Raw genomic sequence first — 24,503 nt, 5'->3', positions numbered from 1 at the left:
CGAGGGCGGCGCGCTGCGCGGCAGCGCCGAGCAGCGCGGCGGCGCCCGCTACCAGGAGGACACCGCCGGCGAACGCTAGCCGATGGACCAGGTGGAACGCCCGCCACGCCCGGGCGGGCAACACCGCCCGGCCGGGGTCGGTCACGATCAGGACGTCGCGCCGGCGCATCCGGTCCACCCAGGCTCCGGCTGGGAGGCCGAAGACGAGGAACGCCGCGCCACGCAACGCTTGCCCGGCTCACTCGGGGTCGCTCCGCGCGAGCGCCATTCGGATCAGCCGGGTGGCGGCGTCCAGGGTGGCGTGGACCTCTGCGATCGTGTCCGCTCGGGCGATGACGTGGCCTAGGCGGCCGTACGCGTCGCTCGGCGGTCCGACCTGGACGCCGAATCGCGCGGTAGGGGTCACCCGCTGCACGCCGGGCAGCGCGCGCGCCGCCTCGACGCCCTCAAAACCGGTGAGGATCCCTGAGCTGTCGGCCAGCAGGAACTGGATGCCGGCGTGGCCGGCCGGTTCCGCAGCGAGCAGCACCGGCAGGTGGGCGGCCAGCCGCAGCTGCTGCTCGAGCAGGTCGAGACCGGTGACCGAACGGATCAGCTCGGGGATCATTCCGCCGGCGAGGCGTGGGTTCACCTCGATCACGGCTGGCCCGTCTGCCGTCAGCTTGATCTCGGTGTGGGTGGGGCCCAGCTCAATGCCGCAGACCTGAAGGGTGCGCCGTACGGTCTCGGTGATCCGGTCGGCGTCCGCGGCTGGTAGGCCGGCCGGGAACACGTGCCGGCTCTCCACGAAGTGCGGCGCGCCGGTCACCTGCTTGGCGGTGATGCCCACGCACATCGCGTGCCCGGGCATGCTGAACATCTCGACGCTGAACTCGGGGCCGTCCAGGTACTCCTCGACAAGCGCCATCCCGGCGGTGGGCAGCCCGCGCACGTTGGTCCGCACGGCGAGGATCCGGGTCACCTGGGTAACCGCCTCCTCGACGGTCGCGCACAGCCGCACGTTGGTGGAGCCCGAGTCGTCGACCGGCTTGACGACACAGGGCAGCCCCACCCGGTGTACTGCCGCGGCCGCCTCGGCGGGCGCGGACACCACGGCGAATCGTGGCTGGTGGATGCCGGCCGCGGCCAGCGTCGACCGCAACGTCGCCTTGTTGCGACAGGTCTGTACCGCGTGCGTCGGGTTGCCCGGCAGGCCGAGGCGGGCAGCCAGTTCGGCGACGACCGGTACGTAGAAGTCGCTGGTGGTGGTGATCCCGGCGATCTCCTCCCGGCGGAACCGCTCCTGGATCGCCGCCCACAGCGCCGGAACCGCGTTGCTGTCGCAGCGCAGCACTTCGGCGCCGGTGGCGGACAGGTCCGGGTAGCGCTCGGGCGCGCCGGTCAACAGCACCGGGCGCAGGTCGAGCCGAGCCGTCGCGGACAGCGCCAACATGCCCGTGCCGCTGGTGTTGGCCTCGACGAACAGCAGGTGACGGGGGCCGTCGACGACGCCTTTGGTGACCGTCCGGGACCAGCTCAACACCGGCGTGCCGGGCTGGACCTCCTCGGGACGGGCGGCCAGTGGCAGGTCGTCGAGTCGCTGCCGGGCCCAGTACTGCGGGTCGTGCACGGTTTCGGCGTAGCGGTCGCCACGGTCGGGGAAGATGCCCACGATCCTGTCGCCGGGGCGGGCCCGGCGGGCCACGTCGGCGAGCACCCGGTAGACCGACCCGGAGGTGTTGCCGGCGAAGATCTGCTGCTCGGCGGCGAGGTCGCGGGTGGCGGCGAACGCCTCCCGGTCGTTGAGCCAGTGCACCTCGTCAATCAGTCGACGGTCGAGGTTCTTCGGTAGCAGGCTGTTGCCCAGCCCGCTCTGCAGCCGCTGCGGCATGTCCGGCTGGTCGAAGAGGACACTGCCGACGCAGTCCACCCCGACCACCCACAGATTGGGCAGGCGACGGCGCAGCGCCCGCGCGGTGCCGCACAGCGAGCCACCGCTGCCGACGGAGCCGACGAGCACATCGACGCGGTCCAGGTCGGCCAGGAGCTCGTCGGCCAGGTCCCGGTACGCCCCCGGGTTGTCGGGATTGCTGTACTGCTGCGGCCAGAAGGCGCCCGGCAACGCGCGCAGCAACTCCGCCAGGGCTTCCAGCCGAGCGCTCTGCCACCCGTGCGTGGTCATGGCCGGGACCACCACCAGCTCGCAGCCGAGCGCCCGCAGCTTCGCCATGGTGATGCGGTCGATGCGGGGGTCGGTGACGATGTGCACCGGGTGGCCGAGCGCTCGGCCGACCAGCGCCACACCGAGCGCCATCGTCCCCGACGAGCTCTCCACGATGGGGGCGCCGGGCTGAAGCGCGCCGGACTGTCGGGCCTGCAGGATGACGTTGCGGGCCACCCGGTCCTTCATGGCGAACGGGTTCTGCAACTCCAGCTTGGCGTACACCTCGACCCCGGCAGGCGCGCCGGTCCGTAACCGGACCAGTGGGGTACGCCCGATCACCTCGTGCATTCCGTCAAACAGCACCCTTGTCCCCGTCCTTGTCGTCGTCGGGCGCCCAGGTTCGGCCGGCGCCGAGCGAGCGGTACACCGACATGCGCCCCGGCAGCGGAGCGCACGCGGCGCGCACATGGTCGATCTTCGTATCGAGCTCGGGGTCGTCGTCGGGAAGCAGGATGCCCAGCACGGTGCCGCTGTGTCCGAGGACGAGACCCAGTCCGTCCACCTCGCGCCGGGCCCGTTCGAGCTCGGCGAAGTGGCGGTGGGTCCGTAACGGCGCGTTGAGGCGTGCGCTGCGGGTGGCAACCTGTCCCACTGTGGACAGATCGCCGTCGGCGATCGCGGCACCGAGGGTATCCACCAACCGGGCGTACTCATGCTGCTCGGCCGCGCCGAACGGCACCGGCCGCCGATTGTGGCGCACGGTGTCCAGCTGTCCACCCTCGTCGTGGGCGAGCACGCGCAGGGGAGGCAATGTGCCGAGCCGTCGACCGAGCCGGACCTCGCGGTGGTGGAACAGCACGATCTCGTCGTACATGACGCCGTCGGACGGCTCGACGTGGCGCAGGAACGATTCGATCGTGGCCGGACCGAACCGGGTCCCGGCCGCGGCGCCGATCGCCCGTACGGTGGCCACCAGGTCGGCCGACGAACTGGCCAGCCCTTTGCCCTCGGGCAGGTCGGTGGCCAGGTGCAGGACTCCGCCGCCGCGGTGGCCGAGCGCGTCGAGCACCAGGCGGGCCACCTGCCGCGACTTGCGCTTGCCAGCCGGGTGGACCTCGATCTCCGGGGTGTCGCGGAACCGGAACACGGCCCGCGACCACCGGTCGATCGGGAAGGTGACCAGGAAGTGCCGGTTTCCGGGCAGTACGCCCTGCAACAGCTCGCCGAAGGTACCGAACGCGGCCCCGGAGCCGGCCGGACCGACCGGTAAGGACGTCGGCGGGCTGAGCGCGGGGGAGGAGTTCATCCGGCCGTCCCGTCGCTGAGGCCCAGCAGCGCATCTGTCTCCTGCGCTCCGCACGCCACCCGCTCGGACCGGGCGGCCCACTGCGCGTTGAGCCGGTCGTCCTCGCGTTCCTGCTCCGCGAGGACCGCGGCGACCGCGTCGGGGTGCGCGGAACCGGCCGACCGCATCCCCCGCAGGGCGCCGTCCACGTCGAACACCTCGGCAAGCGCGGCGGCGGGATCGTCGAGCGGATGGTCACACTCGGCCGCGATGCGGCCGAGCAGGGCGGCGTCCGGCCGGGTCGGATCGAGCCCGGCCGCGACGGCGGCGACCACGTACCGGCCGGCCATCACCTGCGCCCGCCGCCACGGCACCCCCTCGTTCAGGGTCAGCGCGGTGGCCAACGTAAATCCGCCGAGGAACTCGCGTTCACAGGCGGCCCGCATGCGATCAGCGCGGAAGGTCAGCCCGGTCAGTACGGCGGTGAACAGGCGCAGCACGCTGCGCAGCGTGTCGCAGGCGGCCAGCAGGTTCGCGCCGGCCTCCTTGGACACCTCCACCAGGTTCGCGTAGGGGGTGTTGCGTTGGCCGAGTACGGCGTCGAGGTGGTAGGCGGTCAGGTGCGCCGTGCGGCCACGGATCCGCTCCAGCACCGGGAAGTTCTTCTTCTGTGGCATCGCCGAGGAGATCCCGGACAGCTCGTCCGGGAGGTCGATGAAGCCGTGCTCGCTGCCGCCCCAGGTGAGCAGGTCGGTGGCGAAGCGACTCAGCGCCACCCCAAGCATGCTCAGTTCGGCGGTGAGCTCGACGACCCAGCCGCGGGAGGCCACGGCGGTCAGCGCGACCGGCTGGCTGCGCGGGAAGCCGAGCAGTCGGGCCATCCGCTCGCGGTCCCAGGGCAGATGCTGGCCGGACATCGCGCCGGCGCCCAGCGGGCAGGCGTCGATGCCGTCGTATGTGGCCAGCAACCGTCGCAGCGTGTGCTGGACCTGCTCGGACACTGCCGCGAGATAGAAGCCGGGCGTGATGACCTGCGCCGCCTGGAAATGGGTGTAGCCGGGCATCGGCAACTCGCGGGTGGCTCCGGCGAGCTGCCGCGCGGTCCGCCCGAAGTCCCGCAGCCGGCCGGCCAGGTCGAGCAGCTGCGCACGTCCGAACATCAACTGCGCGCACGCCTGCAGGTCGTTTCGGCTGCGGTCGACGTGCCAACGGGGCACCGACCGGGGCAGGTGCTCTTCGACGTGGCGTTCGAGGGCGAACGCGATGTCGGACATGTTCGTCGCCCGGTCGGCGGCCAGTAGCTCCGGCCCGATCGCGTGCAGCAGCGCGCCAACCGAGCGCGCGTCGTCCTCGTCGAGGACGCCCAGCCGCAGGTACTCGACGACCAGCACCTTCTCGATCGCCACGTACCGCGGCAACAGGTGGGTCAACTCGTACTGGAACTGCGGCGCCAGCACCTCGTCGTGCAGCACGGCGGCGGGTCCGCCCGTGATCCGGCCGGTGAGGGCGCCCGGCTGCGCCGCCGGTCCGGTCAGCACAGCGCCGCCGCCAGGGTTCTGGTCCGATCGAGGAGCACAGCGCGGCGCTGCGGGTCGGGCGCGTGCATGGCGAAGACGACGCTGAGCATCGTCACCCCGTCCAGCCGGAGCACCGTGTCGACTCGGGGATCGACCCGCGGCACCGGAGCCTCCCGGCGGTATCCGGCCAGCAGCGGCTCGATGTCGACCTCGTTCTCCGGCAGCGGCGCGTTCTCCGCGGCTCGGGCGAGCTCCAGGGCGGGGTGGCCGAGCATCGCGCAGCCCCAGTCGAACAACCCGCTGACCTCCTCTTCCGTGCTGATCAGGTTGCAGGCCCGGATGTCGAGGTGCAGCAGGCGTGGCCGCTCGGCGAGCGGTGCCAGCAACTCGATCAGGCGGGGCAGGGCGGGCAGCGGCGGCAGGTCGGGCGTCACCTCACCGAGCCAGGCCCAGCGGGTCGAGACCCGGCGGGCGATCGCGACGTCGAACGGGAAGCCGTCGTGGTCGATCGGGACGATGCCGGTGGGGGGCGGAACCTGATGCAGCCGGGCCAGCAACCGTCCGACCTGCTCGGGTCGGGCCCCGGTCCGGTCGCTGCGCAGAAACCGAGACACCAGCACGGGCGCCGCCGCTGTGTCGACCAGGGCGAGCGGCTCGGCCACCGGCAGGCCCAGCGGGTGCAGGTGGGCGCAGAGGAGGTGCTCCTGTTCCAGGGCCCGGCGGGCGCTGAACGGCTCCCGGCCGGCGTAGGCGTACTGGTGGAGGCGGGGTACCCGCAGGGCCACCTCTCCGAGGTCACGCGACCAGGCGCGGAAGACCACGAACTCAAGGCCGGACCCGGCGGGCACGGGACTGGTCAGGCCCACCTCGGCGGCGGCCCGGTCGGCCGCCTCCTCGACCGCCACCTCGTTGGGGACAGCGACGCCCGTGACGTCATCGGTGTTCACGAGGTGCGTACCTCCGGCTTCGGCACGTTACCGATGAAGTTCGGCAGGCGCAGGATCTCCTCGTGTACCCGCGCCACCTCCGGCCGACCGGACATCTCGTCGCGAAGCCGGGTGGCGATCCGGTCGTACTCCGCCCAGGTGGTCGGCTTCGGCTGACCCGCGGTGTGCCGGGACCACAGCCCGGTGAACGGCCGCGGCAACAGCACGCTGGGCAGGAACGTTCCGGGCAGTCCCGCCAGGAAGTCGTACAGTTCCCTGGCCTTCTCGGGGTCACCGTTCTCCGCGCCGAACAGGATGAACACCAGTGGGTGGATGCCGGCCGCGGCCGTGTCACGGATGGCCTTCTCGATCAGCTCCCGCGAGGACGGCTTGTCCAGTTCCACCTCGGCGATCCACGGCGACTCGACGCCGTAGTAGATGCCCATGCAGCCGGCCGCCTTCATCGTGGCGAGCAGCTCAGGGTTGACGCGCTCCACCCGGGTCTGGCAGAGCCAGCGCACATCCAGTCCCTCGGCGCGGATCAGGTCGCAGAGCTCGCGCACCCAGGTGGGCACGATGGTGAACGTGTAGTCGAGGAAGAAGAAGTCCCGGACGCCGTGCTCGAGCTGGGCGCGCATCTCGGCGACGACCTGGGCCGGCTCCCGGCGCCGGATCTTGGCGCCGAACCAGACGAAGCAGTAACTGCACGTGTAAGGGCAGCCGCGGTTGGCGAACAGCAGCCCGTTGGTGCTGTTGCTGAGCTCGCCGGTCGCAGGGTCGATGACCTCGCTCCAGTACCGAGCGACGTCGATGAGGGAGTAGTCGGGCACCGGCAGCGTGGCCGGATCCACGGTCTGCGGCGCCGCGTCGAGCGGGCCGGTGAGCGCCGCGACGTCCTCCGTGTACGCCGCGACGAACCACGGGATCGACGCCTCGAGCTCGCCGGGGAGGCTGGCGTCGACGCCGAGGTCCCGCTTGGTCATCTCCGGCTCGAGGCTGGCGTGCATGCCCACCGCGACGATCGGGACGCCGGGGTGCTCCCGGCGGACCTGGGTGACGAGCGCGGCGGCGTTGTTCAGCGAGATGGAGTTGCACTGGGTCAGGTCGTACGTCTGGGTGATGAGGAAGATGAGCTCGGGTCGGTCGAGGACCGGGTCCTCGACGCGGGTGTCGACGATGGACGGGTCGTGTCCGGCCTCGGCCAGAATGGTGGCGGCGTACAGTGCCTCGACCGGTTGCTGCACGAAGATCATTTCTCGGTCCGGAACGGGGATGAGCAGGCAGATGCGCATATCGTCTCCGAGGTAGAGGCAGTGGTGGACGGAGTCAGTAGCGGTAGTCTTCGGACTTGTACGGGCCATCGGCCGGCACGCCGGAGTACTCGACCTGCTGCGGCGTGAGACGGTCCAGCCGTACCCCGAGCGCGTCCAGGTGCAGGCGGGCGACCTCCTCGTCGCGAATCCGGGGCAGCCGGTGGATGCCCACCGGGTACCGGGCGGCGTTGGTGTAGAGCTCGATCAGGGCCATCGCCTGGTTGGTGAACGAGGCCGACATGACGAAGGCGGGGTGCCCGGTGGCGTTGCCGAAGTTGAGGTCGCGGCCGTTCGAGAGCACCACGATGGACCGCCCGTCAGGCCACACCCACTCGTCCACCTGCGGTTTGACGGTCCGCCGGCGAATGCCGGGAACGGCGGCCAGCGCGGCGACGTCCACTTCGACGTCGCTGTGGCCGATGTTGCCGAGAACGGCCATGTGCTTCATCCGGGCCATGTGCTCGGGGCGGATGACCTGGCAGTTTGCGGTCGCGGTGATGAAGACATCGCCCATCGGAGCCGCTTCGTCCAGAGTCGTCACCTGGAAGCCGTCGAGGGCCGCTTGCAGGGCGCAGATCGGGTCGACCTCGACGACGATCACCCGGGCGCCCTGGCCGGCGAGGGCGGCCGCGGAGCCCTTGCCGACGTCGCCGTAGCCGACGACGACAGCGACCTTGCCACCGATCATACGATCGGTGGCGCGGTTGAGGCCGTCGATCAGCGAGTGCCGGCAGCCGTAGATGTTGTCTAGTTTGGACTTGGTGACCGCGTCGTTGACGTTCATCGCAGCGAAGAGCAGCTCGCCGGAGGCGTGCAGCCGGCGTAGGGCGCGCACGCCCGACGTCGTCTCCTCGGCGACCCCGATGATGCCACCGGCGATCGGCGTCCACCGGTTGGCGTCCTCGGCCATCGAGTCGGCGATCAGCCGCAGCAGCGCTGCCCGCTCCGCGTTGTGGGCCTGCGCCGGGTCGGGTGGCACACCGGACTTCTCGTGGTGCACCGCCCGGTGCAGCAGCAGCGTGGCGTCGCCGCCGTCATCGAGGATCAGGTGGGGGCCGCTGCCGTCAGGCCAGCGCAGCGCCTGGGCGTGGCACCACCAGTACTCGTCGAGCGTCTGGTCCATCCAGGCGAAGACCGGCACCCCGGCCGGCCGCTCAGGGGTGCCGCTCGGCCCGACGACCACCGCGGCGGCGGCGTGGTCCATCGTGGACAGGACGTTGCAGGTGGCCCAGCGCACATCCGCGCCCAGCTCCACCAGCGTCTCGATGAGCACCGCGGTCTCCACGGTCATGCCGAGCGAACCGGCGATCTTCGCACCGGCCAGGGGCCGGGCTCCGGCGTACTCGCGCCGGATCGCCATCAGCCCTGGCATCTCGTGCTCGGCGAAGCGGATGTCGGTGCGGCCCTGCTCGGCCAGCTGGATGTCGGCGATCCGGTAGGTGAACGTCACGCTAGCTCCCTCGACACATCGGCGCGGGACGAGAACACCGCGCAGCGGATTTCGGTGGTGAAGCGCTGGCCGTTCCGGTGCAGCCAGAGATTGTCGGGGTCGGGCAGCATCTCGCTGAAAGTGACTTTCCCGTTCGCGCTGTGGGCGAGCCGGAACAGCTGACGGACCAGCACGGGTGAGGCGAAGTCGACGTAGAGCGGCTTCGGCTCCGAGTCGAACTTGGCGAAGACATGGCGGGGCAGCCGGCGAGCCCGGCGCAGCCGGGCGGCCGCGTAGAACTCGGCTGCGTTGCCCTTGCGTCGGGCGCCGCCAGGGCCCCTTCCGGTCAGCTCGGTCACCGGGACGCGCCACAGTTGGCGCTGCAGCACCACGCGGCCGGTCCGGATCCGGGGCACGTGATCGAGGTGTCCGGCTTCGAGCAGGAGGCCGCCGAGCCGCCGTGGGAATGCCAGCGGGGCCAGCGGATCCAGGCGCAGGCTCGGCCCACCGGACGGCGGGGCCAGCAGGCGTAACGGGCCGGCCAGGCCCGGGGCGTGCAGCGCCACCCGCCCGTCGTCACCCAGTAGCACGTACAGCGACGAGGGCTGGATCACCCGCTCGCGAGGCAGGCCCGAGCGGCCGTATATCTCGACGTCCGGCAGATCGAGGCCCATCCGGGTGGCCGTCTTGTCGGGGTGGCTGCGCGCCAGGTCGCACAGCACCTCCCCGGGGCCGACCAGATCCCGGTATGCCGCGGTCACCTCGGCGTGGAAGGCGGGCTGCTCCTCGGCGATCAAAGGGGAGAAGCTGGAGTGGCTGAGCAGCTCCCGAGTCGCGTGGCAGTCGCCCACCACGGCCGAGAAGTCGCCGCGGGCCAACGCGTCGAGGTCCCTGGCCGCCAGCATCACGTCCGGGTTGACCACCGCTGGCGGCCCACCCGGGCAACGGCGCAGGAACGCCGCCAGCCGCTCCAGCGGCACCCGCACCTCGGCCGCGGCCGGGTCGGCGTCTTCGAGCAGCATGCTGGTCAGCTCGCCGTCGAACCCGACCAGCTCGGCGTCGATCTTGTCGCAGGCGTCCAGCAGGACCGGCCGGTCGGCGAAATACGCGGCGTAGAAGCGGTCCAGCGGCACCGGAGCACCCGGCCCGAACCGCTCCGCCATCCACCGGGCCAGCAGCTCCGACTCGCGGCTGACCCGCATCCGGGGCACCGCCAGCGCGAGGGCGTACACGGGCGACAGCTCCGACTCGACCAGGTCCGCGACGGCCGTACCGATGCGCAGGTCGCCGACCGGGCCGTGGCACTCCTCGTAGAACACACTCCGGTCGGCGTAGTGCAGTCCGTTGCCGCGGTGCGCGGCCGCGCCGGTCACCTCGGCGAACGTGCGGGCCAACGCGGCCGTCGCGGCCTCCCGCCGCGGCAGCTCGGCCGCCGGCACGGCCGCCAACGCCCGGCCGATCTGCTCCACCGGGGCCACCGGGCCGGCCTGTTCGCGCAGCGCCGGCAACGGATCTGCGACCCCGACCGGCACTTCGAACCGCGCGACCACCAGGTCCTCGGCCACCAGCCGGGCCAGGTCCGCGCCCACCCCGTCGCCGAGCTCCTCGCGTAACCGCGCCATCGTGGTGTCGCCGTCGCAGTGCCGGAACAGTGCGGCCTGCGACGGGCTGAGCGACACCGGCGCCGTCTCCGCGAACTCCCAGTCCGCGGAGTAGCCGTCCTCGCTGGTGAAGACGTAGCGCCGGACAACGCCGTCGCGTTCGAACGCCCACGGTCGGCGGCGAGGCCGGACCCGGTCGGCCAGCCCGGGATCGGTGCCGAGGGCCCCGGCGAGCTTCTCCGCCGCCCAGTGCGCGAGAAAGGCCCGCCGCCGAAGCGGTGCTGGCCGCCATGCCACACCGGCGACGCCACGGTCGACCCGGCCCACGTTGAGCGGGCCGAAGTGCGAATGTGTCTCGTTCTTGGCGGCGAGCCGTTGCAGGTAGCGGGCGAGCAGGTCGGTCATTTTGCGACCGCGTGGGCCCGACACCGGGCCGTCTTCGTCGAGCCATCGCGCGAACACCGGATAGTTGGCCTCGTTGGACAGCAGCAGGGCGTCGCGCAGCAGCGGGTCCGCGCGGAACTGCTCGCGTAGTGCGCCGCCGGCGCGGAGCAACCTGTCGCGGTGCCCGTCCTCCCAGTCCTGCCAGGCTGCGGCCAGTCGCACGCTGCCGTCCTGGTAGGCGCGCAGCGCGGTGCCCGCCGCGCTGGGCAGCCGGGCGGCGAGGGACTCCAGCACCGGCGCCGGGAACGGTCGCAGGTGGCCCAGCCCGGAGGAGACCGCCTCCCGATCGACCAGCCGGGCCTGCCGGAACGCCTCCTTCAATTGCGCGACCAGCGCCCACAGCCGGGCCTCCGCCGCGAACAGTTCCTCCGCGCGGGCGGCCAGGTCCGGTTCGGCGTACGGCGACAGCAGGTCGAACCCGAATCCGGCCTGCCGCAGCACCACTACGGACAACATCCGCCAGCCGGTCATGGCGATCTCCGCAGCCGCCGTCGAGGCGGCAATGACCTGTGCATCCTGTCCTTCCCCCGTGTCCGGCTACCGGCAGCCCGGTCGCCGTGCCGATCCGTTGTGGAATGTCAGTCCCGCCGGTGGTACAGCGCCTCCACCGCTGCCAAGGGTTCAGGCACCGCCTCGGGCAGCAGGCCCGGTGCGGGTGCCCACGGCTTCAGGCGGGGCCCGTGGTAATCGGAACCGGCGGTTGGTATCAGCCCGACGGCTTCGCAGGCGTCCACCGTGCGTCGGATGTCGGCCGGGTCGTGCCAGGTGGTCCACGCCTCCAGGCCGGCGAGCCCGAGCTCGGCGAGCTCGGCCCAACCGGGATCCGACTCGGCGCCCAGCCGCCCGGGATGGGCGAGCACGGCGACACCGGACGCCGCGCGTACCCAGGCGACCACGTCCGACAGGGGTGGCCGCCACGGGGGCGGCACGTGCAGCGGCTGCCCCGGGCGGCACCATTCGGCGATGAGCCGGTCGTGTCGCCCACCCCGCTCGTAGCCGGCGAACCGCGGGTCGTCACCCGCCGCGGCCAGGAAGAAGTCGAGATAGTCGCCGAGGTAGGCGACGCGGTCCGGGCCGAAGCGCCGCTCCACCGCCGCCCACGACACCGGCACCCGGGCTGCGGACGCCTGCGCGAACCAGGTCCGCCACCACCGCGTTTCCTCGTCGCGCACCGAGGTGACCCGGGCCTGGAACGTGGCGTCCGCGGGGTCGACGAAGTAGGCCAGGCAGTGCACCTCCTGACCGCGCCAGGTCGCCGTGATCTCACAGCCGGGCACCACGGTCAGGCCGGCCGGTGCCGCCGCCGCGCGGAACTCGTCGTAGCCGGCAAGGCTGTCGTGGTCGGTGCAGGCCACCACCCGCAGGCCGGCGTCCACGCAGCGCCGCGCCAGCTCGCCCGGACTGTCGTCGCCGTCCGACACCGTGCTGTGCAGGTGCAGGTCGACCGTACTGGGAACGGTCGCCACAGGTCGGGTCAGGACGATGGTCACGGGCGGCCGGTCCCGACCGGTAGCTCGATCGTGCGGAAGCAGACGCAGCGGTGGTCGCATCCGGCATGCGGCCAGATGAACAACCCGGACATGGTGCTGATCGCAGGTGGCACGCTCATCCTCCGCCGGTCGCGTCGATGACGGTCAGTTCCTGGTCGTTCAGGTGCAAGACGTGCGTGGCCGCGGCGCGCAGGTCCGCCCGGTCGGATACCACGATCACGGTGCGCTCGCGGGCCACGGCGATGAGCTCGCTTGCCAGGTAACGCGCCATCCCGCTGTCGAGCGCGCTGAACGGGTCGTCGAGCAGCAGCACGCCGTTGTCGGACAGCAGCGCGCGGGCCAGCGCGATCCGCTGCCGTTGCCCTCCGGAGAGCGCGTTGCCACCTGTGCCGAGCCGGGCGTCCCAGCGCCCCGGCATGGTCTCCGCGAACTCCGCCACCCCCGCTCGCTTCGCCGCCGCCTCGACCTCGACAGCGGTCGCGTCCCACCTGCCGAGCCGGACGTTGTCCGCCAGGCACATCGAGAAGAGCGAGTCGTGGTCGGCGACCAGCACCACCCGGGCGGCCAGGTCGGCCCGGCGCCACTCGTGGACGTCCACCCCGCCGATGCGGACGCTGCCGGTCACCGGTCGCTCGATTCCGCCCAGCAGCCGCAGCAGCGTCGACTTGCCCGATCCGATCGGGCCGGTCACCACCACGAGCGAGCGTGGGGGCAGGCTCAGGTTGAGCACCGGCGGCAGATGCCGGCCGGGCGCCGGCTCAGCGTCGCGTACCTCGATCGTGGGCACCTCCTGCGTTGGGAGGTGGGTGCCGTTGTCCGGCTGCGCCAGCCGGGCCAGGGTGTGGCGGATACGCCCGATCGCCGCCGACCCGTTGGCGAGCGCGGGGAAGGCGGCGCCGCTGCCGAACGTCGGCGCGCCGAGCAGCAGGAGCAGGGTGTGGTAGCCGACCATGTCGCCCACGGTCAATTGGCCGGCATGGGCGAGCGCCAGGGCGTGCCCGAAGCCGATTCCCTGCACGATGCCGAGCAGAAGGAACAGTGGATTGCGGCGTTCCTCCCGGCCCTGACACACCGCCGCGTCGCGGTGTGCGGACGCGGTTGCCGACAGTCGCTGCCAGACCGCGTCCGAGCCGCCCGCGTCGCGGATCGCCTCGAGGTTGTCCAGGGCCTCGGCCACCTGTTCGATGAGACCGGCGGACCGGTCCCGCGTCTGCCGTGCGGCCAGGCTCTGGGCGCGCAACCGGCGCACCGAGACGACCGCGTAGCCGACGGCGTAGACGAGTGGCGCGAGCACGAGCTGCGGCGACCAGATCACCGCCCCGCCCAGCACCACCGCGACGTAGGCGGCAGTGCTCAAGCCCAGGTCGAGCCCGGGATAGATCAGGTAGCGGACCGCCCGGACGTCACTGACCAGGTTCGCCACCAGCCCGTCGGCCTGCTGGGGCTGCGCGTCGCGCAGTACCCGGGCGATCAGTGCGGCGCGCAGGTCGCGTTCGACCTGGGTGCTCATCCGGATGCTCTGCGCCTGGCGCAGGTAGATCAGGCCCGCCCGCACCACCTGGCTGGACAGCAGCACCGCCGCCACGATGACCAGGGGACGTCCGCCCACCCCGTTGTGTAACGCCGTGTCCAGCGCCCGGCCGGTCATCAGCGAACTCAGCACGGCGAGCAGCGCCGCGACCGCGCTGCCCGCGGTCACGAGAGCGACCATCCCCGCGTACGGTCGCAGCCCGCCGGCCAACCAGCGTTCCTCCCCGGCGCGTATGCCTCGTCCGCTCATGCGTTGCTGCCGATCAACGGCGGCTGTTGGCCCGTCGCGCCGAGCTCGAAGTCGTGATGCAGCGCGGCGTACTCGCCGCCGGCCGCCAGTAGCTCGTCGTGCGTGCCGCTCTCCGTGATGCGGCCCTCCCGCACAACGGCGATCAGGTCGAGGTGCCGGATCGTCTGGAGACGGTGGGCGATCATCACGCAGGTCACCCCGGAGAGCAGGGACCGCAGCGCGATCCGCAGCTGCTCGTCGGTCGCGGCGTCGACGTTCGCTGTCGGCTCGTCGAGCAGGATCAGCCGCGGGCGTTTGGCCAGGGCCCGCAGCAGGCAGACCACCTGCCGCTGGCCGTGCGACAGAAGCGTGCCGCCGGGCCCCACCTCGCTGTCCAGTCCGGCCGGGAGCCCGGCCAGCCACGAGGTCAGTCCGGCGTCCGCGACCAGCCGGGCCAGTTCTGCATCGGTACGGCCCGGATCGCCGAGCCGTAGGTTGTCGGCGATCGTGCCGGTGAACAGTTGCGGCCGCTGCGGCAGGTAGGCCACCTCCCGGCGCAGCCGCTCCTCGGGCACCGTGGACAGGGTCTCGTCGCCGAGCCATACCTGGCCGTCGTTGGGCGGGTACATCCGAGCCAGGACCTTGAGCAGAGTCGACTTGCCGGAGCCGGACGGCCCGACCAGCCCCACCTGCTGCCCGGGCTGAATGTCCAGCGACACGCCGCGCAGGGCCTCGTTACCCGATGCGTACGTCAGCCGCAGCCCCTCGGCCCGTAGCCGGACCGGCCCGGCAGTGCCGCCCGGCGCCGGGTGTGCCGGCGGGCCCGGCGACGACCCCGCCGTCGACTCGTCGATCAGATCGAAGACCCGGCCGGCGGCTGCAAGCGCCGTCTGTGCCTGGCCGTCGAGCGCACCGGTCGAGGCAAGCAGCCAGGCCACCCGGTCGGTGGCCAGGACGAACAGGTACCAGCCGGTCACCGACAACACGGCGGCTCGCACCATGAGTCCACCTCCGAGCACCAGCACCGCCGTGAGGACACCGGTGAGCACCGCCAGCGCAGGCTGCAGCAGGGCGGCGAACAACTCGGCGCGGCGCGTGGTGTCGTACAGCCGGGCGTTGTGCGCTGTGGCGGCCACCGCGACCGGTTCCGCGCAGTCGAAGGCCCGCACGGTGGCCAGGCCGGCGACGCTCTCGTCGATCGCCACGGAAAGGTCCGCCACGGCGGCGGCAGCGCGCTCCGCCCGACGGCGGGTCGCCCTGCCGAACTGGCGGGTGGTCAGCACGATGGCGGCGCCACCGGCCAGCATCACCAGGCTGAGCCGCCAGTCCAGGATGAACATCAGCGGTACCAGCAGCACCACGACCAGGAGCTGCTGGAGCAGCTCGAGCAGCCCGAAGGCGGCCTCGCCGAAGGACTCCAGGTCGTTGGTGATCCGGCTGGCGACCGCCGCCCGACTGTGCCGGTCGTAGAAGCGCAGGTCCTGGGAGAGCGCGGCGCGCATCGCGTCAAGCCGGACGGCGAAAACGGTGCGGGCGACGAGGGACCGGGTAAGCAGCGCCCTGCCCCGATTCAGCAGCCACACCACCACACCGATAGCGACCACGCCGGCGGCCAGGGCCGCCGCGCCGACGGGGCCGGAGCGCAGTCCGAACTCGGGCCCCTGGGCGATGAGCACCGGGCCGGCCGCGCTGACCAGCGCCATCGCCATCGCGCTCGCCGCGAGCAGGGCGATCTGCCGTCGGTCGCGGACCAGGTAGCGCGCCACCCGCCGGGTTGTCGCTTCTCCCGTCATCGGCCCGGAACTCCAGCCGGACCTGACGCCGGTCCGGAAAAGACGGCGTAGCGCAGTTCGCTGGTGTGACCGCGGCCGTCGACGGTCAGCCACAACTGGTCCGGGCCGGGCAGCATCTCAGAGACCTCCACGACGCCGGTCCGGGTACGGGCGGTGCGGCAGAGCTGACGCACCAACAGCGGGGCTTCCAGGTCGACGAAGAACGGCTTCGGCTCGCCGGGTACCTTGACGAACAGGTGTCGTGGCAGTCCGAGTCGCGCCCGCAACGCCTGGACGGCGTAGAAGTCAGCGGCGTCGGTGGCGCCGGTGCCCGGGATGGGTGGGGTCCCGCGCAGGGCGTCGACCGGCAACCGCCAGCTCTCACGTCGCAGCACCACCCGGCCGTACCGGATTCGCGGCACGTGGTTGCGGTGCGGCGAGCGCAACGTCACCCCGCCGAAATGCCGGGGAAAGCCCAGCGGGGAGAGCGGGTCCTGACGGATGCTGGGGCCGCCGGCGGGCACGGAGAGCGGCCGCAGGCGCTGTTCGATGCCATGGGCGCGCAGCTCCACCCGGCCGCCATGCACGATCAGGTACAGCCGCTCGATCGGGATCCGCCGGCCCCGCTCCTTGGCGGAGCGCCCGGTGATCTCCACATCGGGGATGGGAAATCTCAACTGCGCGCCGGTCTTGTTCGGATGCGACCGGACCAGGTCGACCAGGATCTCGTCCGGCGCCAGCAGGCCGCGGTAGCCCTCGTGCACGAGGCTGGCCAGCTCCGGCGCCTGTTCGGCCAGCAGCGGCGCGTAACTGGAGTGGCAGAGCAGCTCGCGTACCGCGTGGCACTCGCCCAGGACGGCCGTGTACCGGCCCGCCGCGATGTCCGCCGCGCTGCCGGCCGCCAGCAGCAGGTCGGGGTTGCAGACCGCCGCCGGGTCGGCCGGATAGCTGGCCATCAGGACGGCCAGTCGTTCGGCCGGCACGGTGACCTCGGACGTATCCGGGTCGGCTCCGGCCAGCAGGGCGTCGGTGACGTCGTCGTCGAGGCGCGCCAACTCGGCGTCGACGGGATCGCACTCGGCTGACAGGGCGGCCCGGTCGTCGAGGTAGCCAGCGAAGAACTCAGCGAGCGGCACCGGCCGCCCGGTGCCGAACCGGCCCGTCATCCAACGGGCGAGGATCTCCCGCTCACGCCGGATACGCAGCCGTGGTCCGGCGAGTACGAGGTCGTAGACGGGGGCCAACTCCTCGCTGAGCAGCCGGGCCAGGTCGGCGCCGAGCGTCAGGTCGCGGACCCGGCTGTGCCCTTCCTCGTAGTAGATGGCCCGGTCGGCGTAGTGCCGCCCCTCGTTGCGATTGGCGGCGGAGCCGGTGGCCGCCGTGAACGCCGCCTTCGCGGCGGCCAGCGCGGCCGGTCGCTCGGTCGGCGCCGCCGCGGCAAACGCGGCCAGCAGGTCAGCGAGCTCGCTCACCAGCCGATGCCCCTCGGCCGCGGCGGCGGACGCCGTCGGGTCGGGCAGTGCCGCACGCAGCGCCGCCAAGGGATCGGCCACACCGACCGGAATCTCGAATCGGGCCACCAGCCAATCGCGAGCGGCCAGCTCGGCCATCGTCTCCTCGAGCCCGGCGGGATCACCGCCGGGCCAGGCCCGGCGCAGCTCTCCGACGGTACGCACGCCGTCACACCGGGACAGCAGCCAGGCCGCTGTGGCCGCTACCGGCTCGTCGGCGATCTTTTCGAAGCGCCAGTCGGCGAGGAACCCGGTGGTGGTGGCGGGGGAGTACACACGCACCCGGTCACCATCGAGGAAGGCGAGCGGACGCCGTCGGGGCCGCACCGCGTCGCGCAACCCGGGCCGGCGACTGAGTGCGTCGGCGAGAGCCTCGGCCGCCCAGTGCGCACAGAAGACCCGACGGTCTCCCCGCCCGACGTCGGTCCACCGCACGCCAGGGGGACCGGACTCGAGGCGCCCTGCGGTGATCGGTCCAAAATGGGCGGTCGTTTCGTTCTTGGCCGCCACCCGCTGCAGGTAGCGGGTCAACATATCGGTCATCCTGCGGCCACTGCGACCGCCCGGTTCGTCGGGCCGGTCCAGCCAGGCCGCGAACCGTGGGAAGTGGGCGTCGTTGGACAGCAGCAGGACCTCCCGCAGCGCGGGGGTCTCCCGGAACATCGCGGTGACCGCCGAGCCTGCTGTCGCCAGGCGCGCCTGGTGGGCCCGCTCGAACCGCTGCCAGGTCGCGGTGAGCGCCGCCAGCTCCTGCCGGTACGCATCGGCGCCCGGCACGTCGGCGGGCAGTGTGCCCAACATGCCCAGCCGGGGACGGGCCGAGGCGGCGGGCGTACCCCTCAGCTTGTCCAGGAGAACGCGTGCCCGGGCGCGGGTCCGGTCGGCCGCCTCGCGCACCTGCGCCGCCTCCTGCGCCGCGTCCGGCGTCACGAGAGTGTCCAGCAGGTCCAGCGGGAAGCCCGCCTGGCGCAGAGCGACCACAGGTACTACCTGCCAGTGACTCATCGCGCCCCCGTGCGTCGTTGGTCTCTGTCATCGCTTCGGCCGGCGTCCGGCTGCCGTCTGAATAGTTCTATATTTGAAGCTATCAATCAAGATCGCCCGCCCGCGATCCTCGTCGCCCGGGTGCGGTCGCCTGCGCGCTCGACGCACGGGCCATTGCGAGCGTAGGCGGGCAATCTAATAGCGGTAGCTCTATATAGAGGTTTTGTGTGGTGGCTTGACGCTCGAGCGCTTCTTGAGTAGGCAACGGATGCCGCCGTCGCGCGGGATCATGGAGTTGATGTCCGTGGCGGCCGCCATGGGCACGGCGGTAGCGCGCCGGCGCCGCTTGGCGCAGGAGAAGCGGCGGCTGCGGGCCGGGCGAATATTGGTGGCCCGTCGCGTGCGAGCGGCGCGGGCTCAGCCGAGGATTGCCGAGCATGGTTGGCGCGTCGACGCCGGTGGTACCCCGCGGTTCTGGAGGATGCGGCGGATGGTGGACGCACCGATGCGGTACCCGGCGTCACGGTCCGGCGGTCTTGATCTTCCGTAGGCTGGTCACCGATGCGTCGATGGCGACGCGCGTGCACGGGTGGGAGCCGTCCAGGCACGGTATCGAGGTGAACAACGGGAACACGTGCAGCCCATCCTTGTCGTACGTGTAGCACTGCCGATCGCCCGGGCCAAGGCAACTGGTGTCGCGTGTCCAGCCGGCATCCGTCATCGCCTTGACGTAGACGCGGGTGGCGTCCTCGACCGTCAGGTGTGCCCGGTAGGCACGCTCCCAGTAGAGCCGTCCGTTGCGGCGGCCGGAGTTGGGCAGGGTCGCGATCTCCCAGTCGGCCGGCACGTGGACGGCGTCCAGTTGGCGTTCGCCGGCCTGCAGCACCGACGCGTCGCTCGGTGCCGGAGGCTGGGCGCAGCCGGCGCCGACGGTCAGCAGCAGGGCGGCTGCGGGCATCAGCGCGGCGAGCCGCCTCGGTCCGAACCTCATGGCGTCTCCTCCCACAACGCCGTCCCGGGTGGAAGCTCTACCTGCGCACGACGTGGAAGGCGAAGGCGTCGCCGCGATGGTAGTCCGAGGCGTGCAGCACCGGTCGGCCACTGGCGGTCACCGCGGTCTCGGTCACCAGCAACCACGGGCCGAGGCTGTCGAGGTGGTAGCGGGTCGCCGCCACCTCCGGCAGGTCGACGGCCTGGAGCCGGGCGGTGGAGGAGACCGGCAGGTGCCCGTGCGCCCCGAGCAGGTCGGTGAGCGATCCGGTCCAGTCGACGTGTCGCAGGGGGCCGGGCAGCACCTCCCGGGGGACGGCCTCGACGGTGTAGACGAGCGGGTTCTCCCCGTCCGAGCGCAGCCGCTCCAGCCGTACGACCTGCGCGCGACCGCGTAGCCGCAGCGCCTGTCTTTCCTCCGGCGTGGGCGGCCCCTCCTCGACGGAGAGCACGAGCGTACGGGCGTGGTACCCGAGTGCCGCCAGCATCGCCGTCACCGATTCGAATCGGGTGATCGGCCGTTCGACCTTGAGCACGCTGAGCGTGGAGAGGAAGCGGCCGCGGCCCTGCTCGGCGACCACCAGGCCTTCCTGTTCGAGCAGCTTGAGGGCCTCGCGCGCGGTGCTGCGGCCCACTCCGAACTGCTCTGCGATCTCGGCCTCGGTGGGAAGCCGGTCGCCGGGGGTCAGCCCGCGGCGGGTGAAGTCCTCGATGAGGTGGTCACGCAGCTGCGCCGACATCGGCCGGCGGTCGGTCATGCGGTCCTCCTCCTTTGGCCGGGCGGGCCCATCCTAGAAGCGACGCCGGGTGGCCGGTTCCCCGGCCGGGGCGCGTCCCGGCCGGGGCGCTCGGCTGTCAGTACCGCACCCGCCGGTAGTAGCGGCGGGTCGTGAGCGGGTGGTCGCGCAGGACCTCGAGGTGGGCGCTGACCCGTTCCAGCACTGTCGCCAGCAGGACCGGGCTGATGAGGGCGCGGACGTCGGGGGAGATGCCCGGGGTCGCTATCTCGGTCGTGTCGAAGACGGTGAGCTTGTCGGTGCGCTCGGCGGCGAACGCGGCGACCCGTTGTGACAGCGGTCGGGAGGAGTCCTCGCCGGTCAGCACGACGACGCTGACGCCGGGTTCGACGAGTTCGAGCGTGCCGTGGAAGAAGTCGTTCGCGTGCACCGGGCGGGTCCGGATCCACTGCATCTCTTCGAGAATGCACATGGCGTAGTACCAGGCCTGGGCCCAGGTGGCGCCAGCGCCGGTGAAGATGTGGTACGGCTCGTCCTGGATCTGCTCCGCCCAGGCCTTGGCCCGGGGCTCGAAAGCGCGCTTGGCCTCCAGTAGCAGCGTGGGCAGCAGCGCCAGTTCGGCCAGTACGGAGTCGAACGAGTCGATCTCCTTGCGCTCCTGCATCACCGCCAGAGCGAGGGCGAGGGATTGCAGGTAGAACGACTCGCACGAGGTGTCGTCCGCGGCGAAGTTCACGAAGACGTGGTCGGCGCGCTGCGCGAGCGGGCTGTCTCCGTGGGCGGTCAGGGCGACGGTGGTGGCGCCGCGAGCCTGGCAGAGGTCGAGGACCTCGAGGCTCTCCTTGGTGGTTCCGCTGAGCGATGGGATGACCACGAGCGACGCGGCGCCGAGGTGCGCGTGGCCCTGTGCCAGCACCTCGGCCGGGATCTCGTGGAACACCGGGAAGGTGGAGCGGGCGCGCAGCAGGCGGGCGGTGGGCTCCATGAGGATTCCGGCGCCGCCTGAACCGAGCAGGAACAGGTTGGTCGCGCCGGCCTCCAGGGCCTGGGCCACGACGGCGCGCAGGCCGTGGGCCTGTGCTATGGCGCCGGACTGGATGCGTACGAAGCGGTCCTCGTCGAAGTTGAGCACGAGATCTCCGTGGTTCGGGCCGCCTTTCGGCGACAAGAATGGATGTCTGATGACTTCGACAGGTTGTCAGACAAGTTAGTTGAACGCAAGGGCCGCAGCCGATGGTGCCCGATTCACCACGGCTCCCGGTGAGGTGCCGTCAGGGTTGCCTACCCGGAGGCGGGTGAGCGCCGCGTGCGGGCGGGCGCGCCGACCGAGCCACGCACGATCAGCGAGGTCGGCAGGACCTTGCGCACGGCCCGGTGGGCGCCCCCGTGCATGCGTCGCAGCAGCAGGCGGCAGGCCTCGGCGCCGATCTCGTACACCGGCTGCGCCACGACCGTCAGCGGGGGAGAGGACACCAGTGCCCACTCGGCGTCGTCGAAGCCGATGACGGAGAGGTCGTCGGGGCAGGTCAGCCCGCGCTCGCGCAGGGCCTGCAGGACGCCGAGGGCCAACAGGCTGTCCAGGGCCAGGATCGCGGTCGGCGGCTCGGGTAGACCGAGCAGGCGGTGCGTGGCGGCCGCCGCGTCGGCGCGGTGGAAGCCTTCGACGCTGACCAGCACCGGATCGACGGGCAGCCCCGCGGCCAGCAGGGCGTCACGGTACCCGGCCGCGCGGGTGCCGACCGTGGTGGCGGCCAGCCGCTCGACGCCGACGAGGTCGGGTACCTGGAGCGCGGCGGCGAGCGATGGGTCGCCGCCGGTCAACAGGGCCACGCGGGTGTGTCCGGCGGCGATCAGGTGCGCCGTCGCCTCCTGGGCCGCGGCATGGTTGTCGATGCCGACCACGTCGGCGGCCAGCCGGGGGACGCGGCGGTCGAGCAGCACCAGCGGGATTCCGGCGTCGTGCACCGTGCGCAGGTGCGAGATGTCGCGGGCGTCCGCGGGGCAGACGACCAGACCGTCCACCCGCTTCTCGGTCAGCACGCGGACCGCGTTGCGCTCGTTGTCGAGGTCCTCGTCGCTGTTGACGAGCACGACCTCGAAGCCGGCGGCGTGCGCGGTGTCGGCGATCCCGCGCAGGGCGCGGGCGAAGAACGAGTTCTCGATGTCGGCCAGGACCACGCCGATCGTGTCGGTACTGCCGGTGATGAGGCTGCGGGCAAGACCATTGGCCCGGTATCCGAGGTCGGCGGCGGCGGCCTGCACCTTGCGCCGGGTCTCCGGGCGCACCGAGCCGTACCCGCCCAGGGCGCGTGCCGCTGTGGCGGTGGAGACGCCCGCGGCCCGTGCGACGTCGGGGAGCGTGGGCGTGGACCGGCCTTCCGCGGTACGGGGCACGCTGTCGTCTCCTCGTCATTCGGGCGGGTGAAATGCGGTTCAGACTAATGATCTCCTGGCAGACCGGGCGGCCCGACGGACCCGCGGGAGATCAGGGTCACCGGCAGTGTACGGATTACGGGGGGAGCGCCGGGCTCGGCGAGCCGGCGCAGCAGCAACCCGGCAGCCAGGGCGCCGAGCTGGGCCGCCGGCTGGTCCACCACGGAAACCGGCGGATCAAGTACCGGAAGCCAGTCGGCGTCGTCGATGCCGACCAGTGAGACGTCGTCGGGGATGCGCAGGCCACGCGCGTGCACGGCCCGCAGTGCGCCCAGGGTCATGCTGCTGTCGGTCGTCACCAGGGCGGTCGGTGGATGCGGCCCGGCCAGCAGGGCGTGGGTACGTTGCTCCGCCGACGCGGTGCGGAAGTCGCCCGTACTGACCAGCGCGTCGTCGACGTCGACCCCCGCCACGCGCAGCGCCTGCCGGTAGCCGACCACGCGGCCGAGGCCCGGGGTGGCCCGGGGGTCGTCCGGTCCGTCGAGGTCGGCGCTGGTCACCATCGCGATCCGCCGGTGGCCTGCGGCCAGCAGCGGTTCGGTCGCCAGGCGTCCGGCCAGCACGTTGTCGATCACGACGCTGTCGGCGGTCAGCCCCGGCAGGGCGCGGTCCAGCAGGACGAGGGGGGTGCCGCTGCGGTGCACCCGGTGCAGGTGCGCGACCTCCACCGGTGACGCCGGGGCGACGAGCATCCCGTCGACGCGCCGACGCTGCAGGACCTCGACGGCGGCGCACTCGCTTCCCACGTCTTCGTCGGTGTTGCTCAGCAGCACCTGGCATCCGGCCTGGCCCGCGACGTCGGAGAAGGCGCGCATCGCCCGGGCGAAGAAGGGGTTTTCGATGTCGGCGACGACGGCGCCGAGGGTGTGCGTGCGACCGGTGACCATGGAGCGCGCCAGGCCGTTACGGCTGTAGCGCAGCCTCCTGGCGGCCTCCACCACTCGGTCGGCCGTTTCCGGGCGTACGGAGCCGTAGCTGCCGAGGGCCCGGGCCGCGGTTGCCACGGAGACACCGGCGGCCGCTGCCACCTCGGCGAGCGTGCTGCGGGTGGCGCCCGGTCGCGGCGAGCTGGACATGCCCGGAAGGTAGCAGGGTATTGACTCATCGACAAATAGATGAGAACGTTCTCAAACCCGTTGTTGAGAACGTTATCAAGGAGTCGCGCATGACTGCCGCCACCCTCCCGCTGAAGCCGATCGAGGCGGACTTCACCGAGAAGCTGCAGGAGACCATCGAGCAGCGCGCCGCCATCGTGGAGGTCGTTCGCGGCCTCGCCGCCAGGGGCCTGAAGAACGTCTACTTCGTCGGCGCCGGCGGCTCGATCATCTGCAGCTACCCGGCGCACTACGTACTGCAGGCCCGGTCGTCCGTGCCGGTCTTCCAGGTGCAGAGCGACGAGCTCAACTGCCAGGTACCGCGCCTGATGGGCGAAGGCAGCCTCGTGGTCCTCGCGTCCTACACCGGCACCACCAAGGAGACCGTCGCGGCGGCGAAGACGGCGAAGGCGACCGGCGCCACCGTGATCGCCATCGCCAAGGAGGGCTCGCCCCTCGCGGCGGCCGTCGACGTCGCCTTCAAGGGAAAGAGCGACGTCTTCGAGCTGCTCCTCGCGTACGCCGTCCTCGAGGTGACCGGCGAGCTGAGCAACGCGGACGCGGTCGACGCGGGCCTGCAGGCGCTGCCGAAGGCGCTGGTGTCCGCCGTGGAGCAGAGCGAGGAGCACCTCGCCGCGGTCGCCGAGGCGTACAAGGACGCCCCCTTCACCTACGTGCTGGGGTCGGGCCCGAGCTTCGCCTGGGCGTACGGCTTCGCCATGTGCTACCTGCAGGAGATGCAGTGGAAGCTGGCCGCGGGATTCAACAGCGGCGAGTTCTTCCAGGGCGCCTTCGAGACCGTGGACCAGGACTCGGCCGTCATCCTCTGGCTGGGTGAGGACGCCAGCCGACCCATGGGGGAGCGGGCCCGCACGTTCCTCGAGACCTACGCCCCCAAGCATCAGGTGATCGACGTCAAGGGCCTCGACCTGCCGGGCGTGCCCGACTCCCTGCGCCCCGACCTGTCCCCGCTGGTCGTGGGTGCGCTCGCCAGCCGGCTCGCGCAGCACTACGAGTCGGTGCGGGGGCACGACCTGGAGACCCGCCGATACATGTTCAAAGTGGAGTACTGAGG

17 protein-coding genes are annotated in these 24,503 nt (G+C 71.9%); 1 reads left to right on the top strand and 16 read right to left on the bottom strand.

The genetic code is table 11. The annotated features are described in order from the left end of the window. Positions 1 to 238: 238 nt before the first annotated feature. The 16 genes from HC031_RS13585 to HC031_RS13510 all read right to left on the bottom strand — a co-directional run bounded on the left by HC031_RS13585 (position 239) and on the right by HC031_RS13510 (position 23,410). A complete protein-coding gene (locus tag HC031_RS13585) occupies positions 239 to 2,506 on the bottom strand; it encodes a pyridoxal-phosphate dependent enzyme (RefSeq protein ID WP_167925624.1) in 2,268 nt (755 codons plus the stop codon). Continuing rightward, entirely contained in the window at positions 2,496 to 3,449 is a 954-nt protein-coding gene (locus tag HC031_RS13580) for a GHMP family kinase ATP-binding protein (protein ID WP_167925623.1), read from the bottom strand. The genes HC031_RS13585 and HC031_RS13580 overlap by 11 nt, the downstream gene beginning before the upstream one ends. Continuing rightward, positions 3,446 to 4,966: an argininosuccinate lyase gene (locus tag HC031_RS13575; RefSeq protein WP_338090640.1), complete on the bottom strand. Its 1,521-nt coding sequence runs from the start codon at positions 4,964 to 4,966 to the stop codon at positions 3,446 to 3,448. Before HC031_RS13575 ends, HC031_RS13580 begins: the two co-directional genes overlap by 4 nt. Further along, positions 4,960 to 5,892, bottom strand: coding sequence for a phosphotransferase (locus tag HC031_RS13570; RefSeq protein ID WP_167925622.1), 933 nt, complete (start codon positions 5,890 to 5,892; stop codon positions 4,960 to 4,962). Before HC031_RS13570 ends, HC031_RS13575 begins: the two co-directional genes overlap by 7 nt. Then, positions 5,889 to 7,163 carry a B12-binding domain-containing radical SAM protein gene (locus tag HC031_RS13565; protein ID WP_167925621.1) on the bottom strand — a complete coding sequence of 425 codons (1,275 nt, stop codon included), beginning with the start codon at positions 7,161 to 7,163 and terminating at the stop codon, positions 5,889 to 5,891. Before HC031_RS13565 ends, HC031_RS13570 begins: the two co-directional genes overlap by 4 nt. 34 nt (positions 7,164 to 7,197) lie before the next feature. Continuing rightward, complete coding sequence (gene ahcY, locus HC031_RS13560) at positions 7,198 to 8,634, bottom strand: adenosylhomocysteinase (RefSeq protein WP_167925620.1); 1,437 nt, start codon at positions 8,632 to 8,634, stop codon at positions 7,198 to 7,200. Beyond that, positions 8,631 to 11,129: a lantibiotic dehydratase gene (locus HC031_RS13555; protein ID WP_167925619.1), complete on the bottom strand. Its 2,499-nt coding sequence runs from the start codon at positions 11,127 to 11,129 to the stop codon at positions 8,631 to 8,633. The genes ahcY and HC031_RS13555 overlap by 4 nt, the downstream gene beginning before the upstream one ends. 107 nt (positions 11,130 to 11,236) lie before the next feature. After that, positions 11,237 to 12,148, bottom strand: a complete 912-nt coding sequence (locus HC031_RS13550; protein ID WP_167925618.1) for a PHP domain-containing protein — start codon at positions 12,146 to 12,148, stop codon at positions 11,237 to 11,239. 115 nt (positions 12,149 to 12,263) lie between these two features. Further along, positions 12,264 to 13,928 carry an ATP-binding cassette domain-containing protein gene (locus HC031_RS13545; protein ID WP_167925617.1) on the bottom strand — a complete coding sequence of 555 codons (1,665 nt, stop codon included), beginning with the start codon at positions 13,926 to 13,928 and terminating at the stop codon, positions 12,264 to 12,266. After that, a complete protein-coding gene (locus HC031_RS13540) occupies positions 13,925 to 15,700 on the bottom strand; it encodes an ABC transporter ATP-binding protein (RefSeq protein WP_167925616.1) in 1,776 nt (591 codons plus the stop codon). The genes HC031_RS13545 and HC031_RS13540 overlap by 4 nt, the downstream gene beginning before the upstream one ends. Beyond that, a complete protein-coding gene (locus HC031_RS13535; protein ID WP_167925615.1) occupies positions 15,697 to 18,171 on the bottom strand; it encodes a lantibiotic dehydratase in 2,475 nt (824 codons plus the stop codon). Before HC031_RS13535 ends, HC031_RS13540 begins: the two co-directional genes overlap by 4 nt. 523 nt (positions 18,172 to 18,694) lie before the next feature. After that, positions 18,695 to 19,165, bottom strand: coding sequence for an Ntn hydrolase family protein (locus HC031_RS13530; protein ID WP_167925614.1), 471 nt, complete (start codon positions 19,163 to 19,165; stop codon positions 18,695 to 18,697). A gap of 37 nt (positions 19,166 to 19,202) precedes the next feature. After that, on the bottom strand, positions 19,203 to 19,922 hold the full coding sequence (locus tag HC031_RS13525; RefSeq protein WP_205862685.1) for a GntR family transcriptional regulator: 720 nt from the start codon (positions 19,920 to 19,922) through the stop codon (positions 19,203 to 19,205). A 97-nt stretch (positions 19,923 to 20,019) separates the two neighbouring features. After that, complete coding sequence (locus HC031_RS13520; protein WP_167925613.1) at positions 20,020 to 21,033, bottom strand: SIS domain-containing protein; 1,014 nt, start codon at positions 21,031 to 21,033, stop codon at positions 20,020 to 20,022. 149 nt (positions 21,034 to 21,182) lie between these two features. Further along, positions 21,183 to 22,295: a substrate-binding domain-containing protein gene (locus HC031_RS13515; protein ID WP_167925612.1), complete on the bottom strand. Its 1,113-nt coding sequence runs from the start codon at positions 22,293 to 22,295 to the stop codon at positions 21,183 to 21,185. A 44-nt stretch (positions 22,296 to 22,339) separates the two neighbouring features. After that, a complete protein-coding gene (locus HC031_RS13510; RefSeq protein WP_167925611.1) occupies positions 22,340 to 23,410 on the bottom strand; it encodes a LacI family DNA-binding transcriptional regulator in 1,071 nt (356 codons plus the stop codon). A gap of 89 nt (positions 23,411 to 23,499) precedes the next feature. On the opposite strand from HC031_RS13510, the gene HC031_RS13505 reads away from it, so the two are divergent. Continuing rightward, the gene (locus HC031_RS13505; RefSeq protein ID WP_167925610.1) at positions 23,500 to 24,501 is read left to right on the top strand and encodes an SIS domain-containing protein; all 1,002 of its coding nucleotides are present in this window, start codon (positions 23,500 to 23,502) and stop codon (positions 24,499 to 24,501) included. Positions 24,502 to 24,503: the final 2 nt, after the last annotated feature.

It is taken from the genome of Planosporangium thailandense, assembly GCF_011947195.1.
Lineage (GTDB): Bacteria > Actinomycetota > Actinomycetes > Mycobacteriales > Micromonosporaceae > Planosporangium > Planosporangium thailandense.
This window is presented reverse-complemented; position numbering and strand designations above follow the sequence as displayed.

Excerpts from the sequence above, each read along its gene's own strand:
- HC031_RS13565 (WP_167925621.1), bottom strand. The coding sequence starts at position 7,163 with ATGCGCATCTGCCTGCTCATCCCCGTTCCGGACCGAGAAATGATCTTC.
- HC031_RS13525 (WP_205862685.1), bottom strand. The coding sequence starts at position 19,922 with ATGACCGACCGCCGGCCGATGTCGGCGCAGCTGCGTGACCACCTCATC.
- HC031_RS13555 (WP_167925619.1), bottom strand. The coding sequence starts at position 11,129 with ATGACCGGCTGGCGGATGTTGTCCGTAGTGGTGCTGCGGCAGGCCGGA.
- HC031_RS13545 (WP_167925617.1), bottom strand. The coding sequence starts at position 13,928 with ATGAGCGGACGAGGCATACGCGCCGGGGAGGAACGCTGGTTGGCCGGC.
- HC031_RS13510 (WP_167925611.1), bottom strand. The coding sequence starts at position 23,410 with ATGTCCAGCTCGCCGCGACCGGGCGCCACCCGCAGCACGCTCGCCGAG.
- HC031_RS13505 (WP_167925610.1), top strand. The coding sequence starts at position 23,500 with ATGACTGCCGCCACCCTCCCGCTGAAGCCGATCGAGGCGGACTTCACC.
- HC031_RS13580 (WP_167925623.1), bottom strand. The coding sequence starts at position 3,449 with ATGAACTCCTCCCCCGCGCTCAGCCCGCCGACGTCCTTACCGGTCGGT.
- HC031_RS13540 (WP_167925616.1), bottom strand. The coding sequence starts at position 15,700 with ATGACGGGAGAAGCGACAACCCGGCGGGTGGCGCGCTACCTGGTCCGC.
- HC031_RS13530 (WP_167925614.1), bottom strand. The coding sequence starts at position 19,165 with ATGAGGTTCGGACCGAGGCGGCTCGCCGCGCTGATGCCCGCAGCCGCC.